Source organism: Occultella aeris (assembly GCF_902703175.1).
GTDB lineage: Bacteria > Actinomycetota > Actinomycetes > Actinomycetales > Beutenbergiaceae > Occultella > Occultella aeris.
This window is the reverse complement of the sequence record NZ_CACRYJ010000017.1, coordinates 76,627-99,196: the sequence shown is the minus strand read 5'-3', so window position 1 is coordinate 99,196 and position 22,570 is coordinate 76,627. Positions and strand designations below refer to the sequence as shown.

General features: G+C 69.7%; 25 protein-coding genes. 15 read left to right on the top strand and 10 right to left on the bottom strand.

Annotation, left to right across the window (positions count from 1 at the left end):
- Positions 1–82: 82 nt before the first annotated feature.
- Genes HALOF300_RS06155 through HALOF300_RS06145 form a run of 3 tightly spaced genes read left to right on the top strand, consistent with a single transcriptional unit; the run spans position 83 to position 2,027 of the window.
- Positions 83–718, top strand: a complete 636-nt coding sequence (locus HALOF300_RS06155) for a hypothetical protein (protein ID WP_156740068.1) — start codon at positions 83–85, stop codon at positions 716–718.
- A gap of 44 nt (positions 719–762) precedes the next feature.
- Positions 763–1,566 (top strand): polymorphic toxin type 35 domain-containing protein, encoded by an 804-nt coding sequence (locus tag HALOF300_RS06150; RefSeq protein WP_156740067.1) that lies wholly within the window; start codon positions 763–765, stop codon positions 1,564–1,566.
- A gap of 2 nt (positions 1,567–1,568) precedes the next feature.
- Positions 1,569–2,027, top strand: a complete 459-nt coding sequence (locus HALOF300_RS06145) for a hypothetical protein (protein WP_156740066.1) — start codon at positions 1,569–1,571, stop codon at positions 2,025–2,027.
- Positions 2,028–2,046: 19 nt separating this feature from the next.
- Here HALOF300_RS06145 and HALOF300_RS06140 read toward each other — a convergent pair whose 3' ends face one another.
- Positions 2,047–2,970: an arginase family protein gene (locus tag HALOF300_RS06140; RefSeq protein WP_156740065.1), complete on the bottom strand. Its 924-nt coding sequence runs from the start codon at positions 2,968–2,970 to the stop codon at positions 2,047–2,049.
- 150 nt (positions 2,971–3,120) lie between these two features.
- On the opposite strand from HALOF300_RS06140, the gene HALOF300_RS06135 reads away from it, so the two are divergent.
- The 3 genes from HALOF300_RS06135 to HALOF300_RS06130 all read left to right on the top strand — a co-directional run bounded on the left by HALOF300_RS06135 (position 3,121) and on the right by HALOF300_RS06130 (position 4,148).
- The gene (locus tag HALOF300_RS06135) at positions 3,121–3,492 is read left to right on the top strand and encodes a VOC family protein (RefSeq protein ID WP_156740064.1); all 372 of its coding nucleotides are present in this window, start codon (positions 3,121–3,123) and stop codon (positions 3,490–3,492) included.
- A 69-nt stretch (positions 3,493–3,561) separates the two neighbouring features.
- Entirely contained in the window at positions 3,562–3,783 is a 222-nt protein-coding gene (locus HALOF300_RS27690; RefSeq protein ID WP_408636768.1) for an AbrB/MazE/SpoVT family DNA-binding domain-containing protein, read from the top strand.
- Positions 3,780–4,148 carry a type II toxin-antitoxin system VapC family toxin gene (locus HALOF300_RS06130; RefSeq protein ID WP_156740063.1) on the top strand — a complete coding sequence of 123 codons (369 nt, stop codon included), beginning with the start codon at positions 3,780–3,782 and terminating at the stop codon, positions 4,146–4,148. The genes HALOF300_RS27690 and HALOF300_RS06130 overlap by 4 nt, the downstream gene beginning before the upstream one ends.
- Before the next feature lie 68 nt (positions 4,149–4,216).
- On the opposite strand, the gene HALOF300_RS06125 is transcribed toward HALOF300_RS06130, so the two are convergent.
- Both HALOF300_RS06125 and HALOF300_RS06120 read right to left on the bottom strand, forming a co-directional pair.
- Complete coding sequence (locus HALOF300_RS06125) at positions 4,217–4,696, bottom strand: AAA family ATPase (protein ID WP_231955096.1); 480 nt, start codon at positions 4,694–4,696, stop codon at positions 4,217–4,219.
- 56 nt (positions 4,697–4,752) lie between these two features.
- Positions 4,753–5,331: a dihydrofolate reductase family protein gene (locus tag HALOF300_RS06120; RefSeq protein ID WP_156740061.1), complete on the bottom strand. Its 579-nt coding sequence runs from the start codon at positions 5,329–5,331 to the stop codon at positions 4,753–4,755.
- Positions 5,332–5,458: 127 nt separating this feature from the next.
- Between HALOF300_RS06120 and HALOF300_RS06115 the strand changes: the two genes are divergently transcribed.
- Together HALOF300_RS06115 and HALOF300_RS06110 are read left to right on the top strand one after the other, a co-directional pair.
- Positions 5,459–5,851, top strand: a complete 393-nt coding sequence (locus HALOF300_RS06115) for a VOC family protein (RefSeq protein WP_156740060.1) — start codon at positions 5,459–5,461, stop codon at positions 5,849–5,851.
- Positions 5,852–5,986: 135 nt separating this feature from the next.
- On the top strand, positions 5,987–8,290 hold the full coding sequence (locus HALOF300_RS06110; RefSeq protein ID WP_156740059.1) for a hypothetical protein: 2,304 nt from the start codon (positions 5,987–5,989) through the stop codon (positions 8,288–8,290).
- Between the two features lie 13 nt (positions 8,291–8,303).
- Here HALOF300_RS06110 and HALOF300_RS06105 read toward each other — a convergent pair whose 3' ends face one another.
- From HALOF300_RS06105 to HALOF300_RS06085, 5 genes are all read right to left on the bottom strand, one after another.
- Positions 8,304–9,020, bottom strand: coding sequence for a dihydrofolate reductase family protein (locus HALOF300_RS06105; RefSeq protein WP_156740058.1), 717 nt, complete (start codon positions 9,018–9,020; stop codon positions 8,304–8,306).
- Positions 9,021–9,068: 48 nt separating this feature from the next.
- Positions 9,069–9,536 carry an SRPBCC family protein gene (locus HALOF300_RS06100; protein WP_156740057.1) on the bottom strand — a complete coding sequence of 156 codons (468 nt, stop codon included), beginning with the start codon at positions 9,534–9,536 and terminating at the stop codon, positions 9,069–9,071.
- A 1-nt stretch (position 9,537) separates the two neighbouring features.
- On the bottom strand, positions 9,538–9,876 hold the full coding sequence (locus HALOF300_RS06095; RefSeq protein ID WP_156740056.1) for an ArsR/SmtB family transcription factor: 339 nt from the start codon (positions 9,874–9,876) through the stop codon (positions 9,538–9,540).
- A 72-nt stretch (positions 9,877–9,948) separates the two neighbouring features.
- Entirely contained in the window at positions 9,949–10,734 is a 786-nt protein-coding gene (locus HALOF300_RS06090) for an alpha/beta fold hydrolase (RefSeq protein WP_231955094.1), read from the bottom strand.
- Positions 10,735–10,742: 8 nt separating this feature from the next.
- The gene (locus HALOF300_RS06085; protein WP_156740054.1) at positions 10,743–11,024 is read right to left on the bottom strand and encodes a DUF1905 domain-containing protein; all 282 of its coding nucleotides are present in this window, start codon (positions 11,022–11,024) and stop codon (positions 10,743–10,745) included.
- Positions 11,025–11,115: 91 nt separating this feature from the next.
- Here HALOF300_RS06085 and HALOF300_RS06080 point away from each other — a divergent pair, with 91 nt between their 5' ends.
- The 3 genes from HALOF300_RS06080 to HALOF300_RS06070 all read left to right on the top strand — a co-directional run bounded on the left by HALOF300_RS06080 (position 11,116) and on the right by HALOF300_RS06070 (position 14,225).
- Entirely contained in the window at positions 11,116–11,757 is a 642-nt protein-coding gene (locus HALOF300_RS06080; RefSeq protein WP_156740053.1) for a TetR/AcrR family transcriptional regulator, read from the top strand.
- Between the two features lie 119 nt (positions 11,758–11,876).
- Entirely contained in the window at positions 11,877–13,163 is a 1,287-nt protein-coding gene (locus tag HALOF300_RS06075) for an MFS transporter (RefSeq protein ID WP_156740052.1), read from the top strand.
- 123 nt (positions 13,164–13,286) lie between these two features.
- Positions 13,287–14,225 carry a hypothetical protein gene (locus HALOF300_RS06070; protein WP_156740051.1) on the top strand — a complete coding sequence of 313 codons (939 nt, stop codon included), beginning with the start codon at positions 13,287–13,289 and terminating at the stop codon, positions 14,223–14,225.
- 51 nt (positions 14,226–14,276) lie between these two features.
- Here the strand turns inward: HALOF300_RS06070 and HALOF300_RS06065 are convergent, their stop codons facing one another.
- Positions 14,277–15,575, bottom strand: a complete 1,299-nt coding sequence (locus HALOF300_RS06065) for a substrate-binding domain-containing protein (protein WP_197522350.1) — start codon at positions 15,573–15,575, stop codon at positions 14,277–14,279.
- Between the two features lie 142 nt (positions 15,576–15,717).
- On the opposite strand from HALOF300_RS06065, the gene HALOF300_RS06060 reads away from it, so the two are divergent.
- Genes HALOF300_RS06060 through HALOF300_RS06045 form a run of 4 tightly spaced genes read left to right on the top strand, consistent with a single transcriptional unit; the run spans position 15,718 to position 21,298 of the window.
- Entirely contained in the window at positions 15,718–17,010 is a 1,293-nt protein-coding gene (locus tag HALOF300_RS06060) for an ABC transporter substrate-binding protein (protein WP_156740049.1), read from the top strand.
- The gene (locus HALOF300_RS06055) at positions 16,982–18,013 is read left to right on the top strand and encodes a carbohydrate ABC transporter permease (protein ID WP_156740048.1); all 1,032 of its coding nucleotides are present in this window, start codon (positions 16,982–16,984) and stop codon (positions 18,011–18,013) included. Before HALOF300_RS06060 ends, HALOF300_RS06055 begins: the two co-directional genes overlap by 29 nt.
- Positions 18,010–18,927, top strand: a complete 918-nt coding sequence (locus HALOF300_RS06050; RefSeq protein WP_231955092.1) for a carbohydrate ABC transporter permease — start codon at positions 18,010–18,012, stop codon at positions 18,925–18,927. The genes HALOF300_RS06055 and HALOF300_RS06050 overlap by 4 nt, the downstream gene beginning before the upstream one ends.
- Before the next feature lie 43 nt (positions 18,928–18,970).
- On the top strand, positions 18,971–21,298 hold the full coding sequence (locus tag HALOF300_RS06045) for an FAD-dependent oxidoreductase (RefSeq protein WP_156740047.1): 2,328 nt from the start codon (positions 18,971–18,973) through the stop codon (positions 21,296–21,298).
- A gap of 27 nt (positions 21,299–21,325) precedes the next feature.
- Here HALOF300_RS06045 and HALOF300_RS06040 read toward each other — a convergent pair whose 3' ends face one another.
- Positions 21,326–22,528 carry an ABC transporter permease gene (locus tag HALOF300_RS06040; protein ID WP_156740046.1) on the bottom strand — a complete coding sequence of 401 codons (1,203 nt, stop codon included), beginning with the start codon at positions 22,526–22,528 and terminating at the stop codon, positions 21,326–21,328.
- Positions 22,529–22,570: the final 42 nt, after the last annotated feature.

Genomic DNA, 22,570 nt, shown 5'->3' with positions numbered 1-22,570 from the left:
ACGTCACGTCCAGCGTTTCCGGGAGACGTCCCCAATCCGCCGGGGATCGTCCGCCAGAGACGAACCCGCGGGTCTGAGTGCCGTGATCGCCGCCATTGCGCAGGGTCGCCGAGCGGGCCTCTCCGCAACGAGCACGGCGAGCATCCAGCGGCTGATCGGCAATGGGGCCATGGGCCGGGTGCTGGCCGGTTCGGCTGCCGGCTCCGCCACGCCCGCGGTGCAGCGCTTCAGTGTCGACTCGATGAAGCAGGAGGTGGGCAAGGACCTACGGGAGAAGCACGTCGGCACCGAGGCCATGCCGGACGTGAGCACAGCCGACGCGCGGGATCAGGCCGTCGCGGCGGTGTACTACCAGCGCGCCAGGGAGGACCGGCGCACGAAGAACACCGTCTTCTTCGTGGACCCGGCGACCCTCTTCGCCGACCTGCGAGAGACGAACAAGGACACCGACCTCCGGAGCGGACCGGACTACACCACGACCAACTCCTACCCGGCCATCAGCGTCCTGGTGGTCGGCAAGACCAACAAGGATTCCGAGGGGCGACAGGTGAAGGGCGCCGTCAGTGGCCCATTCGTGAAGTTCGAGATCGAGCACGGCCAGGCAAAGCCGATGGTCAGGATCAACAAGGACGGCGGACTGATGGCCTTCAACCATCTGCAGGAGACCAGCCCCAAGACACTCGGGACCAAGGTCGACGTGCTCAAGGACGAGGGCTGACGCCGGACACGGACCGGCTGGACCAGACCAGGAAGGCGGACCGAATGGACCTGCGGGACCGACGCCACGACGAACCCGGGCGCACCGGGTCTGCACCGACCCGCGATGTCCAGCCGGTGCCACCGCGGCCGGGCACGGCACAGCAGGACCTCCTGGACCTGCAGCGCTCCGCCGGCAACGCGGCGGTGGCGCGCCTGCTCCAAGCCGGCCGGCCGGTGCAGCGGCTCGTGGACCGGGCCAAGGCGCAGGAGCGGGTCACAACGTCGGAGTACAAGGACCTGAAGAACCGCCTGGACGCCGAGGGTGGCGCCGGGATGACCAGCCTGTTCACCGGCCAGTTCATCCGGCTGGCATCGCTGTTCAGGAAGAACCGTCCCTCGCTCGACATGCTCAGGAGCGCATCGCTCGAACACCTGGCCGTGGCTGCCTACGAGACACAGGACGCATTCGCCGCCACCAGGCTGGCGCAGGCGGTCTCGGGCTTTCCGGTGCTCACGCAGAAATCGCTCATCAGCAACGCGGTCCAGGTGGACGACCTGTCCGCCGCGATCGGAGCGCTCAGCGTGCAGAGCAAGAAGCACATCGCGGTGCCGAAACACAACTGGGTCAAGGCGGTCGCGGCGCCGGCCACGTTCCAGCCGTCCGACGAGCGTGCCGACGCAGTGCTGCACGAGCCCAGCTGGAACCAGGTGGCGGCGCTGATGTACGCGGCCATCCAGCACGGCGAGCAGACGACGTACAAGGTCTCGACCTTCCAACGGGTCCATGACTTCGGTGGCGAGCGGATCGCGGTCATCTTCACCGTGATCGGCGGCCAGCCCAGGGTCTCCGACGCGTGGGTGGAGTGAAGATGGCTGCCACCAGTGGGGTAGAGGCACTCGTCGGCCATGTTCGATCCGGCGATCTCACGTCGGCCGTCCGCGTAGCCGCCGAGCTGGACCTGACCGAGTTCCGCGAGGCCATGCTCGGCGAGGCCTTCGACCACCAATCGCTGTCCTGTTACGGCCTGTACGTCGGACTGCTCCAGCGGGGTGAGTCGGCCGAACTCCACGTCGCGGCGTCCGAGGTACTGAGCCTCGCACTCAACATCTACCCGGGTGCCTATCCGGTGGCGTTCGTCCACGCACAGCGAGCCCTGGCTCTCGAGCCTGACGACGTCTCGATCAAGGAGCACCTGCTGTCCTTCCACAACAATCCGGAGCGCCTGCTGCCGCCTGCGGAGGCGGCACGGGTGGCTGGAGAGGTCCTCGCCGTCGACCCCTCCAACGCAGCCGGACTGGAGGTGCTCCGAAGGCTCGACCTCGCGTAGAGGCAGGGGATGACGGCGGCTATCGGCGTAGCGCCAGTCCCGCGGCGACCTCGAGCACGCACAGTGCGGCAAGTCGGATCGTGCGCTGGTCGGGCGTGTCCGCGGTCGCGTCGATCTCGGTGAGATCGACCGAGGCGACGGCGGGGTGTGCGCCGGCAGCGCGGGCTGCGGCCCGTAGCTCGTGCGCGGCGATCCCGCCGGGTATCGAGGCCGGGCAGGCGGGTGCCACCGACCGGTCGCACACGTCCACGTCGAGGTCGACGTGCACCGGGCCGCCGCCCGACGAGGCGATCTCCAGGGCCTGGGCCATCACGTCCGCCATCGGGCGCCGGTGCAACTCGTCGCGATGGACGATCGTGATCCCGAGTTCGAGCGCGCGGGCCGTATGGGCCCGCGAGTTCGCGAAGTCCGCGATGCCGACCTGCACCACACGCTGCCCGTCCAGGCCGGCCTCGATCAGGCGCCGGACCGGGGAGCCGTTGCTGACGCCGTCGCGCAGGTCGTGGTGGGCGTCCAGGGTGACAAGGCCCGCCGTCGCGAGGTCCACGCCCCAGGTGCCGAGGGCTGCGGGCACGGTCGCGGCGTTGTCGCCGCCGAGTGCGACCAGGACGCGTGAGCGAGCCGATGCCTGCGCGACCGAGCGCATCGCGCGGGCCTCGCCGTCCGGGCCATCCGGCTCGGGGACGTCGCCGACGTCGGCGAAGGCCAGGGCGCCGAGGTCCGCGCAAGGTGGGCCTACGCCGTCGGGCACCACGAACTGGCTGTATCGACGCAGCGCGTCGCGGACCGCGGCGGGCGTGGCGTGCGCGCCGGTGGGGGACAGGGACGTGCGGTGGGTGGGGATGCCGATCAGGGTGAGGTCGACGCGTTCGGCGGGGTCGGCGGGCAGCGGTGGCCAGTCGCCGGCACGGGGCCAGAGCGGGTCGTGCGACAGCGCCGTCATGGTGGAAGGGTAGGCCGCGCAGGCCTCGACGGCGAGGCTCCCGTTCCGGATCGGGAGGTCCTCGAGATAGCGGCCAGGTCCTGACCTGTTCCCTGCGTAGGGTTTCGTTCAGGCGATCGGAGAGCGGTCGCCGTGAGGAGAGGATGACCGATGGACTGGAAGATCGAACTGATCCACGTGCCGGTGACCGATGTCGACCGGGCCAAGGAGTTCTACGTCAGGATCGGCTTCAATGCCGACCACGACCAGACCCCGTTCGAGGGCCTTCGGTTCGTGCAGATGACCCCGCCCGGCTCGGCGTGCTCGATCGCGTTCGGAACGGGGCTCGGGGGGACCCTGGAACCTGGCCAGCAGAACACGATCCAGGTCGTCGTGCCGAACGCCGAAGAGGCGCTCGCACACCTGCGGTCGGTGGGCGTCGAGGCCAACGGCGTCGACGAGCAGGCATGGGGGAACTTCGTCACGTTCGACGACCCCGATGGCAACACCTGGACGCTGCAGGAACTGCCCGCCCGCGGCTGAGGCAGGGTCAGCCCACTGATCCTGGCCCAGTGGTACCGTCATTGAGTGAGTGGTACGTACGCTGTGACGATGGGAGACCGGGGCCGATTGGTCGTCCCTGTGGAACTCCGCGAGCGCGCCGGCCTGAGGGTGGGCACACCGCTCATCCTCGTTGAGAGTGAGGCAGGCCTCGTCGTGATGACGAGGGAACAAGCACGTGCCCACCTGCGAAGGCAGCTCGAAGGGGCCGATCTCGTCGGTGACCTCCTCGACGACCGCCGCCGGGCCGCAACGGCTGAGGATGTTGCGTGAGGTCGGTGCTCGACGCGTCCGCGATCCTCGCGTTCCTCCAGGGCGAGCCCGGGGCAGACGCAGTCGAGTCGGTCCTCACGGATCAGGCGCATTGCTCAGCGGTGAACTGGTCGGAGGTCGCTCAGAAGGTCCGATCCGCGGGCGGGGACTGGCCCGTCGCCGACGCACTGCTGTCGAGTTATGGAATTCAGATCGAGCCGGCCACGATCGCCGACGCCGAAGCTGCTGCCCGGAGCTGGCGGCGCGGCTCCGGGCTCTCCCTGGCCGACCGGTTCTGCCTCGCGTTGGGCGAGCGGCTGGGTGCGACAGTCTGGACCGCGGATACAGCTTGGAGTTCAGTGGCCGACGTGCGGCAGATCCGGTGACTGCAGTGCGGACCGCAGATTGACAGATCGTGACCGATGGTGACCAGCCGGCATCGTCGCCGGGTGGCTCAATCCGACCCTGGTGGGGGGTCGAACAACGCGAGCTCGGCAGCATCGGGCGCCTGGAAGAGGGCGGCCCATTCGTCGAGGTGGTCGCGGCGGATGGGCGCGCTGTCCCAAGGTGGCTTCGAGTTCCGAGCCTCGATGCGCCGCCAGAGTTCGTCCACCGGGACATCGAGCACATGCAGTTCGACACCGACACCAAGGCCACGGGCTACGGAACGGACCTGATCACGTTCGGCCCGCGCCGCGAACCCGAAGTCGAGGACAACGCTGAGGTCCAGGCGCACAATCTCCTGGGCGAGCAGCCAGAGTTCGTAATTCACCTTCGCCTGGGTCGTCGTGGCCCACGGGGTGGGCCCGAGAGCCCAGAGCCAGTCATCCTTCGTGAGGCGTACGGCGCCCCGGTCCGCGGCCAACTGCCTCGCGAGTGTGGTCTTGCCCGCCCCGGGCAATCCGCAGGTGAGAATCAGTCGGGCCTCGCTCACGTGCTCAGTCAAGCAGTTCTGCGGGCTCGGTGAGGGACCATGCGCACGGCCACAGGTCAGCTGTGCCGGCTCGGTCGGTAGGTGAGTTCCTGGATGCTGCCGTCCAGCGTCCGCGTCTCGAGCAGCTCGAGGTCGAAGTCGGCGGCGCCCCCGAAGATCGGATCCATGCCGTTCTCGCCGGTGATCACGGGGAAGAGCGTCACCTGCACGACGTCGACCAGGCCGGCGTTCAGGAGTGCATTGTTCACCGCGAGACTGCCGTGGGAGCGCAACGGCACCTCGGACTCCTCCTTCAGTCGGGCGACCACGTCGACGGCGTCGCCCCCAACGACGGTCACGTCCGGCCAGTCGAGGGGACCTTCCAGGGTGTTCGAGACCACCGTGGTGGGCAGGTTCCGCATCCGGGTCACCCACGGGTCACGCACGTCGGAGTCCTCGGTGCTCGCCGCGAGCATCTCCACGAACGAGCGGAACGTGTGCGCCCCGAACACCATCCGCTGCTCCGCCTCGTATAGGGCGAGACGGCGGTCGAGCAGTTCGGGCCCCTGCTTGCCCCAGTACCCGGTCCAGTTGCCGCCGGCGGCGCCGAAGCCGTCGAGGCTGCTGAAGACGTCGAAGGTGTAGGTCACGGTCATGGTCGGCTCCTCGCGTGAGTGGTTGCCCCAAGGAGGCAGACCGAGGGCCACGGTGAAACTCATCGCTGCCGATGCGCCTGCGTGTCCGTTCACGTCGGCATCCGGCCTGCCTGGCAGACTCGCAGGGATGCCCGGACTTCATCATGTCGAGTTGTGGATCGCCGACCTCGAACAGGCCCGGACGGAGTGGGGCTGGCTCCTGGCCCGAGTGGGTTTCGCGCTGGACGGCGACTGGTCCGGCGGGCAGACCTGGACCGCCGGCGGCGCGTATCTCACGTTCACGACCTCACCGAACCTGACGAGTGCCGTGCACGATCGCCGCAGTCCTGGACTCAACCACCTCGCGTTCAAAGCCGGCGCGCGGGCTGCCGTCGACGCCATCATGGCCGATGCGCCGGAACACGGCTGGCGGCCGCTCTACCAGGAGCGCTACCCGCACGCCGGCGGGCCGGACCACTACGCGGGCTGGCTCGAGAACTCCGCGGGCTTCAAAGCCGAGATCGTCGCCGACGCGTCGTAGGGGCGTTCGACGCTGGTTCGAGTCCGGCTGCCCCATCGGGCGTACCGCGTGCCCCTTCGGCCGGTCGTCGCGGGCGGCGGAGCGTCAGGGTGCGCACCGTACGCTCGGGCGAGCGCTTTCACGTTGGGACCACCGATGGTGAGCAAGGTCGGGCAGGTCGCGGGCGACGGCGGAGCATCCGTCTCCCCGCGGTCTGTGCTGTCCGCTGCTCCGGTCGAGCGGGCCGCGATCGCGGCGGGCCGAGTCGCTGGGGTGGCCGGGTGGCACGTGCCTGCGCGGGCGTTGCTGGGAGACCTTCCCGGCCTGCAACGCAGCCTGGGGAACCGCGGGGTGGGTCGCCTGATCGCGGCGCAGAGGTCGACGTCTGCCACAGGGACGCCCATCCAGCGCACCACGATCGCGCACAAGGACTCACCGCCGGTCCGTTCCGGCGTGTGGAAGCACGCCACGCAGATGATGCAGGCCCCCGGCGACTCGCGGAAGGAGCGCGCGGGCGAGGTGGAGGCCCTGGTGGACCCGCTGCAGCCGGTCAACCCGATTGCCACGGCCAACGGCTACAACCCGCTCGGCTGGTACTGGGTCGGACAGTTCGTGGTCGCCGGTGTGGCGGCGAACAACGCACAACTCGCGCACCAGGGGTGGGTGCGGTTCCACCTGCTGAACGCGACCCTCGGCGGTGACGGCCATGACCCCGCCCACCTGGTCCCGACCAAGTCCGCGACGAACACGGGGAACCCGTGGGTCAACTTCGAGTACAACGCGAAGGCGCAGCCGTTCCTGCGCAAGTGGCTCCACTACCACGTGGAGGTCGGCTACCACCCTGCCGGCGGCACCGGTCTGCTCGGCGACCCGCACCTGGAGTTCTTCCCCAGCTCGATCCACGCCGAGTACAGCACCTGGGACCCCGTGCGGCTGGCGTGGGACCCCGGGATGACCGTCGACATCCCCGCGAACCAGCTCCAGGTCCCCAACGCCGCGCCGCACACCCAGACCCACTACATCGACGGCATCTCCGCCGGTGAACTGGTCATCCTCGGCGTGAACCCCTGGCTCGCCGCGCGGATCCTGAACGCATCGCGCGACCTCGCTCGCGCGACGACGTTGCAGAAGGTTTACGACGATGTCGTCGACTACGCCCAGATCGACCGCGGCCAGACCCAGAACCCCCTGGCGGCGGTGAACGGCGCGTGGCCAGGGCTCGAGGCCCTGCTCCGCAGTCACGCCGGGCACCACCTGCGTATCGCCGTGGGGGTGTCTCCCACGGACGCGGTCCTGCTGCGCGCCCGGCTGTCCGCACAGCAGATCCGGCAGTGGGCACTTACGGAGCCTGGTCGGATCGCGACCGCATGGAATGTGAACCAGGACGTGGTGCTCGCGATCGCCGCGGTGCTCACGGCCAATCAGCAGCTGACCTCCACGAACCTCTACCTGACGCTCGAGCAGCGGCACGGCATGCCGTATCTGGCCGCGACGATCGACCCGGACTGGCCGGCCATGGTGACCCGGATGGGTCGGGCCGGCGAGGTCTCGATCGCGATCGCGCATGACATGCGGTTCGCCACCGTCACGAACCGGCAGGCGGAACTGCGCTCGGAGAGCCACCGGGGCGTCCAGACGATCGGGAACCTGATCGCTCAGTACGCACTCCAACTCGGGCAGGCCGGCGAGGGCTTCCGGGCCACGGTCGCAGAGGTGCCCGGCCGCCTCGGTCGGGCGCTGTCCGGGCTTGGTGTGGCAACCTCGCCCAGCCTGCTTCGCCCCGCCCAGTCGAACGTGTCACTCGACGACATCCTGATGGGCATGGACATGTCCCAACGCTCGGAGTCACAGTTCACGAGCACCGTCCCGGGCGTGGAGTCCGCCGTGCGAGAGGCTTACGCCCTGGTTCGCGGCGAGTTCCAGAAGGCGCAGGAGCGGGCACGGGCCGAGCAGCAGCAGCGCGATGCACTGCAGCGCCGTGAGCAGGAGGAGCGGCGCGCCCGGGAGCTGCAGGAGCGTGAGCGAGTCGAGCAGGAGCGCCGGGCGCGGATGCAGGTCGAGCAGCCGCGGTTCGGGGATGGCCCGCGCGATCAGCGGGGGATCGAGCACGACCCGCGCGAGCGCGGTCGTTTCGACGCCGACCCGTACGAGCAGCCACGCCACGAGGAGGACCCGTACGAACGCCGTCGGGAGCGGTCGCCCGGAGGCGGGCGCTACCAGCACCCCCCGACCCACCGCACCGAGCCCTACCGCCGCGGGGGCGGCGATGTCCGTGATCGTCGGCACTACGACGACTACCGCGATCCCGACGACTATGACGAGCGCCGTGAGGGCGATCGGGACCGTCGCCGCCGCGACGACCGGCCGCGCTCCCAGTACGACCGGCCGCGTGGCGGCTACCCGGGGCCACACGGGGGCCGCCGCTACGACGAGGACCCCCGGCGCGGGCCGAACTACTAGTCCGGCTGGGTCGTCAGGAGCCGGCGACCGCCACCACCGCCGGTCCTTCGTCCCGGCCGCGATTGTCGAGCACCAGCGGGCGCTTGCCCTCGATGCGGTACCGGATGTGAGTGAGCCCATCGGTGGCGATCACGCGGATGGGCGTCAGCTCGATGCCCTCCTTGTCACCGAGCCCGAGATCGGGGCCGAGCAGGCGCATCCCGTCGCCGAGCAGCACCGGGGCGATGTGCAGTTCGAGCTCGTCCACCAGCCCGAGCGCCAGCGCCTGACGTACCAGCGAACCGCCACCGGCGACCTGCACGTCCTTGCCGCCGGCTTGCGCCTTGGCCTGCGCCACCGCGCTCGCGACGCCGTCGGTGACGTAGGTGAAGCTGGTGCCGCCACCGCGGTGCAGTACCGGCCGCGGGCGGTGGGTGACCACGAACACGGGGGCGCGGAAGGGTGGCACCTCACCCCAGGGCACCTCGCCGCCGTCCGCCATCCGCCGGCCCATGACGTAGGCGCCCGCGGCCGCGAAGGTCTCGGCGATGATGTCCGAGTCGGTGGTCTGCTCGCCGCCGGCGAAGCCCTGGCGCTCCCGCCAGGCGGCGGCGTCGACGGCCCAGCGGGTCACGCGGAAGAACCCGGCGGCCTCCGCGCTGTCGATCCAGTTCGTGGCGGTGTCGGTGTGCTCGGGGCCGGCGTAGAAGCCGTCGAGCGAGATCGACATCTGTGCGGTGACCTTGGTCATGATCGTTCTCCTGCCTTCGTCATGGGTAGGGGGTGTGACCGGACTCGGTCACGCGGCGAGCGACGCCCCGAGCTTGTCCAGCAGCCCCTTGGTGCCTTCCTCACGGCCGGCGGGATCGTCGAGCCCGTCGAAGTGAGCGCCCTGCTCGGTGTAGGTGAGGCGGGTGGCGTCGCCGTCGGGCTCGAGCGCGATCGTCACCAGCGAGGTGGACATGTGCCGGTCGTCGACCCACATGTCGTAGGTGAAGACGATCCGGGTGAGGTCGACGATGTCGGTGTAGGTCGAGTGGTAGCGGGACCGCGGGCCGCCGTGCCACTGACCGTCCTCGGTGCCGTGCCCACCGACCCGGAAGTCGTGGGACTTCTCGGTCTGGTTGAACTCGGGTTCGCCGGAGAACCAGAGGTCCCGCGCGTCGTTGTCGGAGAGTGCGTGCCAGACGCGTTCGGGCGTTGCGGGATAGGTCCGCTCGATCACGAACGTCGCGTGCGTCTGGCTGTGTCCGGTCTGTGTGTCCATCTCAGTTCTCCTTCGTGTTGTCAGGGGTGAGGAAGTCGCCCAATCGGTCGAGCCGGCGTTCGGCAGGAAGCCGCTGGCGTCCGATCCAGTCCGCGCCGGGGGTCAGTGCGTCGACGGCGAGTTGGAACGTGCGGACCCGGCCCACCTTCGTCGAGGTGACGAGACCGGCCCGCTCCAGCACGCCGAGGTGCTGCAGCAGGGACGGCAGGGCCATCTCGAACGGGCGTGCCAGTTCGCTGACCGAGGCCGGGCCGCGGACCAGCCGTTCGATCAGGGCGCGTCGCGTGGGATCGGACAGGGCATGGAACACCCGGTCCAGATCATCACGATAGTTAGGCATGTGCCTAAGTATCAATCGACGGACCACCCGGGGTCAAGTACCCCAGCCGTCACGTGGCTGGGATGGGTCGTCTCAACTGCTTCGCCGGGTCACGAAGCGCACCACCTCGGCCGCCATCGCCGCCGGCTCCCAGGCGTGATCCTTGCCTGGAACCGACCGGTGCGTCGCCCCGGGGATGGCCGCGACGACGGCGCGCGCCGCGTCGAGCATCATCGGGAAGGTGTGCGTTCCGGTCAGGTACTCCACCGGCACCCGGATGCCGTCGAGGAGTTCCCGGAGCGGCTCGGACTCGATCCAGGCGAGCGACTGCGCGTCCGCGACGTAGCTCACGACGCCCGCGACCATCGCCTCCCACATCGGCGATCGTCTGGCATCCGCGAGCCACTCAGGGGGCATGTCCTTCATGTAGTGCGTGAGGGCACCCTCGAGGTCGCCGCTGTCGATGCGGCGCAGCACCTCCTCGGTCCAGGGCACGGCGCCGCCCGTCTGCCCGCCGATCGGTGCCTCCCAGAGCATCAGTCCGTCGACCGGGAGTCCCTGGACGGCGGCGGCGAGCGCGATCGTGCACCCGGAGGAGTGGCCGCAGAGCACGGCGCTGCCCCCGGCCTCATCGATCAGTGCCGCGATCGCCGCGAGCTCACGATCGAGGTCGAGCATTCCGGTCGCCACTGACTCCCCGCGCCCGAGGCGGTCGTAGACGATAGTGATGAGGCCCGCGGCGGCGGCGCGCTCCGCTGTCTCGGTCGTCCAGGGGTCGATCGCTCGGAACGGACCCGCGCCGGCCACGAACACGATGGCCGGGCCGTCGCCGCGCTTGTCGAACGCGACCAGGTCGTTGGCGGCGCTGGTGAGGGTCATGGACATGGTCAGCCGACCCGCTCGGTGAGATGGACCGTCACGGGGTCTCCGTCGGTCTTGCCGAGAGGCTCCCGCAGGGCGGCCTTGACGGGGACCATGTGGGTGCCGTCGCCCATGGGCAACAGGGTGGCGGCGAACGGATGCCCGTCCAGTTCGCCGCGGACCTTCACCGGTCTGCGGGTGCCGAAGTACTCGCCCGAGCCGGGCATGACCACGATCGTCCATGCGCCGGGGGTCTGCTCGTCCCTGCTGAGCGGACCGGTGAACGTGGTGTCGATAGGGCTTGACATCATTCCTCCATAGAACTGGACCGTACAGTACTTGTTCGGTGAAACTAGACCGTGCAGTACTGTCAGGTCAAGTACTTCCGAGGAGACCCAGATGGCCGATACCGAAGAGCGCGGGCCGACGAGCCGCGCCGCGCAGCGTCGAGCGGCGATGCTCGCCGCCGCACAGGAGGCCTTCCTCCGCGACGGCTACCTCGGCACCAACATGGACGAGATCGCCACCGCGTCGAAGGTCTCGAAGCAGACGGTCTACAAGCACTTCGGCAGCAAGGAGGCCCTCTTCGTCGAGATCGTCACGTCCATGACCGTGCGAGCAGGCGACGGCGTGCACGACGTCAGCCCGGACGTCCAGGACGCCGAACGGATCACCGACTACCTCCGCGACTATGCCTTCCGGCAGTTGACCGCGGTGCTGACCCCCCAGGTGGTGCAGGTCCGTCGGCTCGTCATCGGCGAGGCCGGCCGCTTCCCGGAACTCGCCAAGGCTCTCTACGACCACGGCCCCCAGCGTGCGCTGGACTCGATGACGGACGTCTTCGCGAAACTGAGCGCCGGCGGGCTGCTGCACGTCGACGATCCTCGACTGGCCGCGGAGCAGTTCAACTGGCTCATCATGTCCGGTCCGGTCAACCGCGCGATGCTGCTCGGCGATGACGCCATCCCCACCCGTGCCGAACTTCGCCGCCACGCCGAGAACACCGCACGCCTGATCGTCGCGGCCTACCGGCCGGTCTGACTCGCCGTCGAGATGCCCTTGCCTTCCGCGGGCGGGTCCGATCGCGCGGCAGGCGCGCGCGCCCGCGCGGGGACCTCGCGGGAATGGACAATCCAGGGGCGAAGCGGTTGACTCCTGCGGTGCAGCGCCCCCGCAACCCGATGATCGCCACCCTCCTCAACCTCCGAGGCAACGGTCGCGCGGCCGTCTACACCGAGCCCCTGTGGGGCCTGTCGATGATGCTGGTGCTGCCCTACGCCTCTGTGTTCATGCTGGCCCTGGGCGTGAACGACGCCCAGATCGGGCTGCTGGCCACCATCTCGATACTCTCGCAGGTGGTCTTCGGGCTGCTCAGCGGTGTGATCACGGACAAGCTCGGACGTCGCCGAACCACGGCGCTGTTCGACATCATCGCCTGGGCGATCCCTTGCCTGATCTGGGCGTTCGCTCAGGACTTCTGGTGGTTCCTGATCGCGTCCGTCATCAACGGTGTCTGGCAGGTCACCCAGAACTCGTGGGACTGCCTGCTCGTGGAGGATGTCGACCGGTCCGAGATCCCCAAGGTCTACTCGCTGGTCAAGGTGGCGGGCGAGTTCTCGGCACTCTTCGCGCCTATAGCCGCCCTGCTCGTCTCGAACCTCGGCCTGGAACTCGCGGTGCGGATCCTCTACCTCAACGCGTTCGTCATCATCTCGGTGAAGGTCTGGCTCCTGTACCGCTACACGACCGAGACGGCGACCGGGCTGGTCCGGATGGAGCAGACGCGCGGGATCAGCATCTGGACGTCGCTCTGGGAGTACCGCACGGTGCTCGGCTTGATCGTCCGCTCGAAGGGCACCATATTCTCCTTGGTGATCGCGGCGCTCGTGGCCGCCGTCGCCCTGGTGAACGGCGTCTTCTGGCAGGTCGTGGTCAACCAGCGTCTCGGCGTGCCCGACGCGCTCCTGCCGTTCTTCCCCATGGTTCGCTCGCTCCTGTCCGTGCTGTTCTTCTTCACGATCATTCCGCGGCTCACGCATGCCAGCGCGCTGAAGGTACCGACCCTCATCGGCTTCTCCGTGTACCTCGCCGGGCAGCTGCTGCTCGTGAGTATCCCCGCCCCGGACGGGGCCGCCACCGCGTCGACCTACCTCATGCTCGCCGTCTGCCTCCTGCTTGACGCCTTCGGCGCCGGGATCCTGTTCATGCTGTCGGAGTCGCTGGTGGCGCTCCATGTGGATCGCAACGAACGATCCCGCGTGATGGCCATCCAACGCACCACGGTGATGCTCGCCACCGCCCCCTTCGGATGGATCAGCGGCTGGCTGTCCGGGATGGACCGTAGCTGGCCCTTTCTGCTGACCTCGGTGCTGCTGGTGCTCGGGCTCGTGGTCACTGCCCGGTTCTGGACGACGACGCACGAGGAGACCCATGCCGTCGAGGCCTGACGCCGGCTGACATCGCTGCCCGAACGGACCCTGGCACTGCCCGTTCGGCCGGTCGGCCCGCACCAGTCACCGACCTCCACCAATCTCTATCTGACGCTCGAGCAGCAGCACGGGCTGCCCTACATGGCCGCCCAGATCGACCCGGACTGGCCCGCCATGGTGGCCAGGATGGGCCGTGAGGGTGATGTCTCGATCGAGATCGCCCCTGACATGCGGTTCGCCTCCGTCGCGAGCCGGATGCTGGAGCTACGCAACGAGAGCCACCGTGGCGGGCAGACGATCGCCACCCTGATCGAGCAGTACGCCCTCCAGCTCGGAGACGGAGGCGAGGTGTTCCGGGCAGCGGTCCGGGAGGCCCCGGGCCGGCTCGGCCGACTGCTTGCGGGGCTTCAGATCGCACCCTCGCGCAGCCTGCTCCAGCCCGCGCAGTCGAGGGTGTCGCTCGACGACATCCTGATGGGGATGGACATGTCCCAGCGCTCGGAGTCCCAGTTCACCAGTGCGATCCCTGGGGTGGAGGCGGGCGTCCGAGAGGCTTACGCCCAGGTCCGTGCCGAGTTCCAGAGGGTGCAGGACCGGGCTCTTGCGGCACGGGAGCCGCAGCGGCGCGAGCAGGAGGAGCGCCGCGCCCGGGAGGTGCAGGAGCAACAGCGCCTCGAACAGGATCGCCAGGCCCGGATGAACGTCGAGGCGCCCCGCGTCGAGGAGCGACCCCGGGGGCGGCAGTTCGACGACGACCCGCGCAGGGGGCGGGGGTTCGAGGATGACCCGCGCAGGGATCGGGGGTTCGAGGACGAGCCCTACGGCCGCCGTCGGGAGCGGTCGCCCGGTGGCGGGCGCTACCAGCGCGGCTCCGGCTACCGGACCGAGCCCTACCGTCTTGGCGGTGGCGCCGACCATCGCGACCGTCGCCGCCAGGACGAGCGCCGCTATCACGAGGAGTACGACGACCGGCTACGCGGAGACCGCGACCGGTACGGCCGCGACGACCGGCCGCGCGGTGGCTACCAGGGTCCGCACGGCCGCCGGTACGACGACCCGCGGGGCCGGCCGAACTACTAGGACGACCATGTCGACGGCGATTATGGCCTCGACGGCGTTGCCGGGCGGTACTCAGTCGGCCGTCGGGGTGGCATCCAGGTGCAGGTCGCTGCCGAGCGCCCGCAGGATCCGGCGCAACGACGGGACCGTCGGGCTCACCGCATCCGCCTCGTACCGCGCGATCATCGCCTGGGAGGTGCCGGCGGCCGTGGCCAGTGCCGCCTGGGTCATGCCGGCCCGCGCGCGGGCCTTGCGAATCAGCATCGCTGGGCTCGGCTCCTCATATCTGATCTGATATGGCACGGCCGGGTTGAACGTGGCGGCTCGGCCGAGCGTGCTCGAGCGCACGACCAGGCGGTGCTTCACCAGGGCCCGACGCGGTGGCGTCTCCGGCTCTGCGATACGAGCGATGAGCAGGTTCAGCGACTGGGTGGCGAAGTCGCCCATGTCCGGCGCGATCGTCGTCAGCGGCGGCCATGAGTACTCGCCCTCCGGGGCGTTGTCCCAGCCGAGCACCGCGACGTCGTCGGGCACGCGCAGCCCGAGGGAGGCGAGCGCGTGCAGGGCGCCGACGGCGAGCAGGTCGGTCGCGCACAGCAGAGCATCGGGCGTGGGACCCGACTCGAATGCCAGCCGCGTCCGGGCGAATCCTTCGGACCGGCTGAACTCGCTGGTCTCGATCAGAGTGAGCTCTTGCCGGTCCTGCTCGGTGGCCAGTGCCTGCTGGATCCCCCCGATGCGCAGCGACGAGGCGCGCCGGTGGCTCGGCCCGATCTCGGCGCCGAGAAACGCGAGGCGGCGTCTGCCGAGCGTGAGCATGTGCCGGGTGGCCTCACGGGCGGAGGCCCCGTTGTCGATGCTGACGTGGTCCAGGCCACCCGACTCGGGCTGTTCGCCGAGCAGGACCACCGGGGTGTCGCTGCGCAGGGCGCCGATCTCGGCGCCGGTCAGGCGCGACGGGCTCAGCATGACGCCGTCGGTGAAGCGCACCGCGTACCCGCGCGCGGCTGCCGTCTCCCGTGCGATGGAGTGCCCGGTCTCGTCGATGAGCACCGTGTAGTCGTCCTCGCGTGCGCGCTGCACGATCGACCGGGCCAGGTCCGCGTAGTACGGGGTCGCCAGGTCGGGGACGGAGACGGTCAGCAGGCCCGTGCGGCCGTGCCGGAGCTGACGTCCGGCCAGGTTGGCCCGGTAGCCCAGGTCCTTGATCGCCTGCTCGACGCGTCGCCTCGTCGCCGGTCCCACGTTCGGGCGGCCGTGGATGACATTCGTGACCGTCTTCCATGAGACGCCGGCCGCAGCAGCCACGTCTTTGATGCCGATGGAGCGCTGCCGCGGCTGGCCCGGCTGTGGGTATATCGGATCTGACATACCGGAGACCCTATACGCGTATCCATGGCGCTGCTTGTCATGCGAACCGGTGCAAGTGCGCCTTGACAGGGCCATCCGCTTCCGTGCCACACTCGTCTAACGTTGTACTGCTTGTCACCGAAGCCAGGCCCTAGGAGAAACCGTGAAATCCACTCGGCGCACGCACCGCCACGCTCCGCTGATCGCCCTCACCACCTGCGCCGCCCTCACGCTCGCCGCGTGCGGGGTGGGCGGCGGGCCGGACGATCCGGGTGGCGGTGAGGCAGCCGACCCATCGGCCCCGATCCGCGCCGCCTGGTGGGGTGAGGACAACCAGAACCAGGCCCTCGACGAGGCGATCTCCGCGTTCACCGAGGCCGGCGGGCCGGCTGTCTCGGTCGAGCCGCAGCCCTGGGACGGGTACTGGGACAAGCTCGCCACGCAGGTTGCCGGCCGCGACATCCCCGACGTCGTGATGCAGGCGGCCAGTCAGCTGCCCACCTACGCCGGCCGCGACGCCCTGCTCGATCTCTCCGAGGTCGACCTCGACCTGAGTGGCCTCGACGAGGGCATCCGGGACTTCGGTTCGATCGGTGACCAGACCTTCGGCGTGGTCGCCGCGACGAACGCGACCGGCTTCGTCACGAACGCCGACCTGCTCGGTGAACTGGGTATCGCAGCCCCCGAGGGGGAGTGGACCTGGGACGACCTCGTCGCATTCGCGAACGAGGTGCGCACCGGCAGCGGCGGCGAGGCCTGGGGGGTCCAGGACGGCAGCGGCGACATGATCCTGTTCATCCTCTACGTGCGCGACAGCGGGCGTGAGTTCTACAACGACGACGGAACGATCAACGCCACCGCCGACGACCTTCGCAACTGGTTCCAGCTGTGGGCGGACATGCGCGAGAGCGGCGCCATCCCGCCGGCGGAGGCCACCGCCGAAGCCAGTGGCAACCTGCCGGGCAGCCCACTGGCCACCGGCCGGGCCGCCGCGAGCTTCGCCTGGACCCAGGACTACGTCGCGCTCCAGTCGGTCACCGATTCGGCACTCGACATCGGTCTGCCGCCGTACAACGCCGAGAACCCGAGCCTGTGGATCAACGCGGCCAGTCTCTGGTCGATCTCCGCGTGGTCACAGAACCCGCAGGGGTCCGCCGATCTGATCGACCACCTGGTCAACGACCCCGAGGCGATCGAGACCCTCGGTGTCTCCCTGGGTATCCCGCCCACGGCGGCCGCCCGCGAGCAGCTGGTGGACGTGGTCAGTGACCAGGAGCGCCCCGCGGTCGAGTACATGGACCTGGTCGCGGCGAACTCGCGTCCGCTGAACCGGCTCTGGCCCGATGGCTTCGCAGACTCCCGGACGCTCTTCGGCCAGCTGGCCGAGTCGGTGGCGTTCGGTCAGATGACGATCGATGAGGCCGTTGATGCGTTCTTCGCCGACGCTGAAGGCTGACCAGACCGCGCCCGAGGCGACGGCGGCCGGCAGGTCCGCGGCGCGGGTGCGGCCGGGCGGTGGGGCACCGTCCGGCGGCGCGGCCCGTGACCGGGCGGGCCGGCCCCGCCGCTCACCCCGTCAACGGGGCGAGGCGCGGGCGGGCTACCTCTTCCTGCTGCCGTGGTTCATCGGCCTGGTCGGCCTGGTGCTCGGTCCGATGCTCGTCTCGGCGTACCTGTCCTTCACGGAGTACGACCTGTTCAACGACCCGGTCTGGGTGGGCCTGGACAACTACCGCACGATGTTCACCGACGATCCGCGCTACCTCCAGTCGCTGCGGGTCACGTTCACCTACGTGCTCGCCGCGGTGCCGCTGCGTCTCGCGGTCGCGCTCGGGCTCGCGCTGCTGATGAACCGTGCGGTGCGCGGGATGTCGTTCTACCGAGCGGTGCTCTACCTGCCCTCGCTGCTCGGCGGGAGCGTCGCCATCGCGGTGCTGTGGCGCCAGTTGTTCGGGGGAGAGGGCGCGGTGAACCAGATCCTCGCGCTCGTCGGCATCGACGGTCCGAGCTGGATCTCCTCGCCCGACACCTCGCTGCTGACGATCATCGTGCTGGCGGTCTGGCAGTTCGGCTCACCGATGGTGATCTTCCTCGCCGGCCTGCGCCAGATCCCGCAGGAGGTGCTGGAGGCAGCCACCGTCGACGGCGCGGGTGCCGTGCGGCGCTTCTTCTCCGTGGTGCTGCCGCTGCTGACACCGCTGGTGTTCTTCAACGTGATCATGCAGACGATCGTGGCCTTCCAGGCGTTCACGCCGTCGTTCATCATCTCCAACGGCACGGGTGGCCCAGTGGACTCGACGCTGTTCTACACGCTCTACCTCTATATCAAGGGATTCGGGGAGTTCGAGATGGGCTACGCCTCGGCCATGGCCTGGGTGCTCGTCGCGATCATCGCTGTGTTCACGGCCGTCAACTTCCTCGGGGCCCGTCGCTGGGTCTTCTACGGGGACGAGTCGTGACAGCGCCGGCCGCCCTCCGTACGGCAGACCCCCAGGGCGCCAGGGCCGCGCGGGCACGCCCGGCCAAGCGCCCGACGAAGCGATCGACGCCGCTGCGGACGATCGCCTGGCACGGGCTGATGGTGCTGATCTGCGTCGTCTCGATCTACCCGCTGCTGTGGATGGCGCGCAGCTCGGTGGTGCCGGAGAACGAGATCTTCTCGAGCCCCTCGGTGATCCCCTCGGGTATCGACCTCTCGAACTACCCCGCCGGCTGGGTCGCGAACCCGCCAGGATTCGGGCAGTTCATGCTGAACTCGTTCGTCATCTGCGTCGGCGCCGTGCTCGGCAACCTGATCGCGTGCACCCTCGCGGCCTACGCGTTCGCCCGGCTCCGGTTCCCGCTGAAGGGGCTGTGGTTCACGGTCATGCTCGGCACGATGATGCTGCCCGGGCACGTCACGCTGATCCCGCAGTACGCGCTGTTCTCCGCCATCGACTGGGTGGGCACCTACCTGCCTCTGATCGTGCCGAAGTTCCTTGCGACCGACGCGTTCTTCATCTTCCTGCTGGTCCAGTTCATGCGGGGCATCCCGCGTGAGCTCGACGAGGCGGCGGAGATCGACGGCGCCGGGCGCTGGCGCACGTTCCGCTCGGTGATGCTCCCGCTCACCGTGCCCGCCCTGGCCACGACGGCGGTGTTCACCTTCATCTGGACCTACGAGGACTTCCTCGGGCCGCTGATCTACCTCAGTGACCTCAACGCTTACCCGGTGCCGCTCGGGCTGCGCATGTTCGTCAACGCGATGGGGAACTCCTCCTACGGTCAGCTCTTCGCGATGTCGCTGCTGTCCCTGCTGCCGGTGTTCGTCACCTTCCTGCTCTTCCAACGCAAGCTCATCCAGGGCATCGCCACGACCGGGCTCAAGGGATGAACCCGGTCCGCCCCTCCACCACCACATCAACTGAGGACTCCACGTGATCACCCGTCAGGAAACGTTCCAGGTCGTCGTCTGCGGCGGCGGGCTCGCCGGCGTCAGCGCCGCCGTCGCCGCCGCCCGCCTCGGCCTCTCGACCGTGCTCGTCCAGGACCGCCCGGTCCTCGGCGGCAACAGCTCCTCCGAGGTGCGGGTGGTCCCCCGCGGCTCCGCGAACTACCACGGCTACGCCAGGGAGACCGGGATCATCGGGGACCTGCTCGAGCAGGAACGCTTGCTCAACCACGAGGAGATCTTCGAGAACGGCTTCACCAACAGCGTCTGGGACCTGACCATGTACGACCTGGTCGAACGGACGCCCGGGCTCGAGCTGCGGCTGAACACCGCCGTGCGTGAGGTGAGCGTCGGCGGTGACGGCAGCATCGCCGCCGTCGTCGGCTACACGGCCAGCGCCGAGACCGAGACCACCTTCCACGGCGACGTGTTCGTGGACTGCACCGGTGACGGCGTGGTCGCCGCGCTCGCCGGCGCTCCATGGCGGATGGGCACCGAGGCGCGAGCCGAGTTCGATGAACCGCACGCCCCGCTCGAGGCCTCGGACGACGTGATGGGCAACTCCATCCACATCAAGACCAAGGACGTCGGTCACCCGGTGGACTTCACGCTCCCGGACTGGGCCGTCAGCTACGACGACGCCGCGTTCTTCTACAAGGGCGGCCGCAAGCCGTCGACGCTCAAGGGCGGCTACTGGTGGATCGAGATCGGGGTGCCGTGGCACACCATCTACGACGCGGAGACGATCCGGCACGAACTGACCCGGCACGCCCTCGGCGTCTGGGATTGGGTCAAGAACAAGGACCCCCAGCTGCGTGACCGGGCGCGTACCTTCGCCCTGGACTGGATCGGCCAGGTGCCCGGCAAGAGGGAGAGCCGCCGGATCATGGGTCAGCACCTGCTCACCGAGGGCGACCTGACCCGCTCCGAGCCGTTCGAGGACGAGATCGCCTTCGGCGGCTGGAACATCGACCTGCACACCCCCGGCGGACTGCTCGCCGCCACGAGCGAGCCGACGGCCGCCGAAGGGCACGAGACCACCGCACCGGCCGCCGTCGCCGCCTACGTCGGCCCGTTCGGGGTCCCGCTCCGGTCGCTGATCGCGCTCGAGGTCCCGAACCTGCTGATGGCCGGCCGCAACGTCTCGGCGACGCATGTGGCGCTCGGTTCCGTCCGGGTGCAGGCGACGACGGCGATCATGGGCCAGGCCGCGGGCACCGCGGCCGCCGTCGCCATCCGTGACGGCGTGCCGGTGCACGAGGTCGCCACCCGCTCGATCGAGGCGATCCAGCAGCGACTGCTCCGCGACGGCGCGTTCCTACCGAGCGTGCGCAACACCGACGCCGAGGACCTGGCCCGGCAGGCCACGGTCAGCGCGTCCTCCAGCGCCCTCGCCTACGGGGCCGGACCGGAGTCGGTGGGCGTGGCCGGCGGGCTCGCCGACTACTCCCGGCGCACCGACGACGTGCTGGCCGAGGTACGTGGCCAATGGATCGCCGTCGAGGTGGGTGCCGACGCACCCGGCCTGCGGACGGTCTCGGTGTGTCTGACGAACGCCTCCTCCGAGACCCGCACGCTCGCCGCCCGGCTGCGGGCCGTGGACCACATCTGGGACTACCGCATCGACGACGCGCCGGTCCTGGCGAAGACGGACCTCGAGGTGCCACCGGGGGAGCGTGTCTGGGTGTCCTGGGAGCTGGACCTGCCCGCGCAGGACCTGCCGGAGGGGGTGGCCGGCGACGTGCGCTACGTGCGCCTCGACCTCGATGCCGACCCGCAGATCTCCTGGCACCGTGCCGGCACGGTGGTGCCGGGATGCCTCTCGGGAGTGCGGATCGGCTCGGGCCGGATGCGCCGCTACCTCGATGCGATCACGCTGTCGCACCGGATCGACCCACCGCAGTCGACCTACCCGGCGTCCGAGGTGCTCACCGGGGTCACCCGCCCGCACGGCTCGACGAACCTCTGGCGCTCCGACCCGGCGCAGGTTCTGGACCAGTGGCTCGAGCTGGCCTGGGGCACCCCGCAGCGGCTCGGCCGTGTCGAGTTGACCTTCGCCGGCAGCCTGCTGCGCGAGTACGACCGGTACCCGCCCGGGTACCGGGACCCGCAGGCCGCCAGGTCCTACTCGATCGAGGTCGCCGACGGTGATGGCGAGTTGCGCCGGGTGCTGACGATCGACGGGAACGCGACCCGCCGGCGCCAGCACGACCTGCCCGAGCCGGTGCAAGCGACGCGGCTGCGGCTCGTCGTGCACGCGACGAACGGCGACCCTTCGGCCGCCGTCGCCGAGGTCCGCTGCTACGCGCCCTGACGCCCGTGCGCGCTCGCCGCGGCCGGCTCAGACCGCGGCGGGCGCCTTCTCGAGCTCGCGGTGCTCACCGGTCCCGACGGCGGTGATCGCCTCGTGCGCGGGCGCGCGCCGGTCGCTGTGCTCGGGTGCGTCGGCGCCGACGGCGACGGCCGAGACGTGCTTGGCCGCGTGGGCGGCGCCGGGACGGTTCCGGAGCGTGTGCCGGAGCATGCCCAACAGCGCGGCGACCACGCCGATCGCGGCCCAGATGCTGAGGGCGAGCAGCGGGCCGCCGATCCCGTTCGCGTCGAAGTACTCGATGTCCCGGAGCAGTTCTAGGCCCCACGTCTGCGGGACGATGTAGCGCACGACCTGGAAGAAGTCGCCCAGCATGTGTAGGCCGAACGGGCCGCCGGACGCGGAGTTGCCGAGCAGGACGAACAGCGCCGAGACCACCCCACCGACGATGGTGCCGCCGAGGGAGGCGATGCCGGTGACGGCGCCGCTCACCACGAGGCAGTAGAACGTCAGGGCGCCGAAGTACGCCCAGCCGTGCTCGCCGGTGATGCCGTCGAAGAGCTGGGTCGCGTAGAACGCAGCCCCGGCGGCCAGGGCGGTGGACAGGACGATCAGGATTCCCGCGCGGGTGAGGAACTGCGCCGCCGTGCGGATCGGGCCGAGGACCCGGCCGATGATCGTCGCGCCGAAGGAGGCACCGAGGGTGAGGAAGATGACGAGGTAGAACTCCAACGTCCCGTTCGGGTTGTTCTCCGAGGGCGGCGCGAGGTCGACAACGCTGTTGGTGGTGCCCAGTTGCTCGGCGACCTGGTCGCCGAGCGCGCCTGCGGCGAGGGCCAGCATCCTGCTGGCGCCGGTGGCGACGTAGGTGGTGACCTCGCCACCCTCGGCACCGGGGATCACGAGGGCCGCCTCGGCGTCCCGGTCGAGGACCTGCTCCTGGGCGGCGGCGGCGTCAGCGACGACCGTCACGTCGAGCGAGTCGTTCTGGAGCAGGCCGACGATCGCGTCGGCGTTGCCGGCGACCGCGATGGGCACATCGTTGACCGTCGGGTTCGCGAGCGCCTCGGAGTAGCTGACGACCATCCCCATGATGAAGATCCAGCCGGCGATCAACACGGCGGCAACGGTGAGCGCCTTCTTGCGTCGGCCGGGGCCGTCGGCGGCCGGGTGCTCGGAGGGCGTGATGCCGTGATCCTCCGGTAACCGGTTCAATGCCTCAGTGTCGTTCATGGTTCTCCAAGTCAGTGGATGATGCGCAGTAGGTTACATATG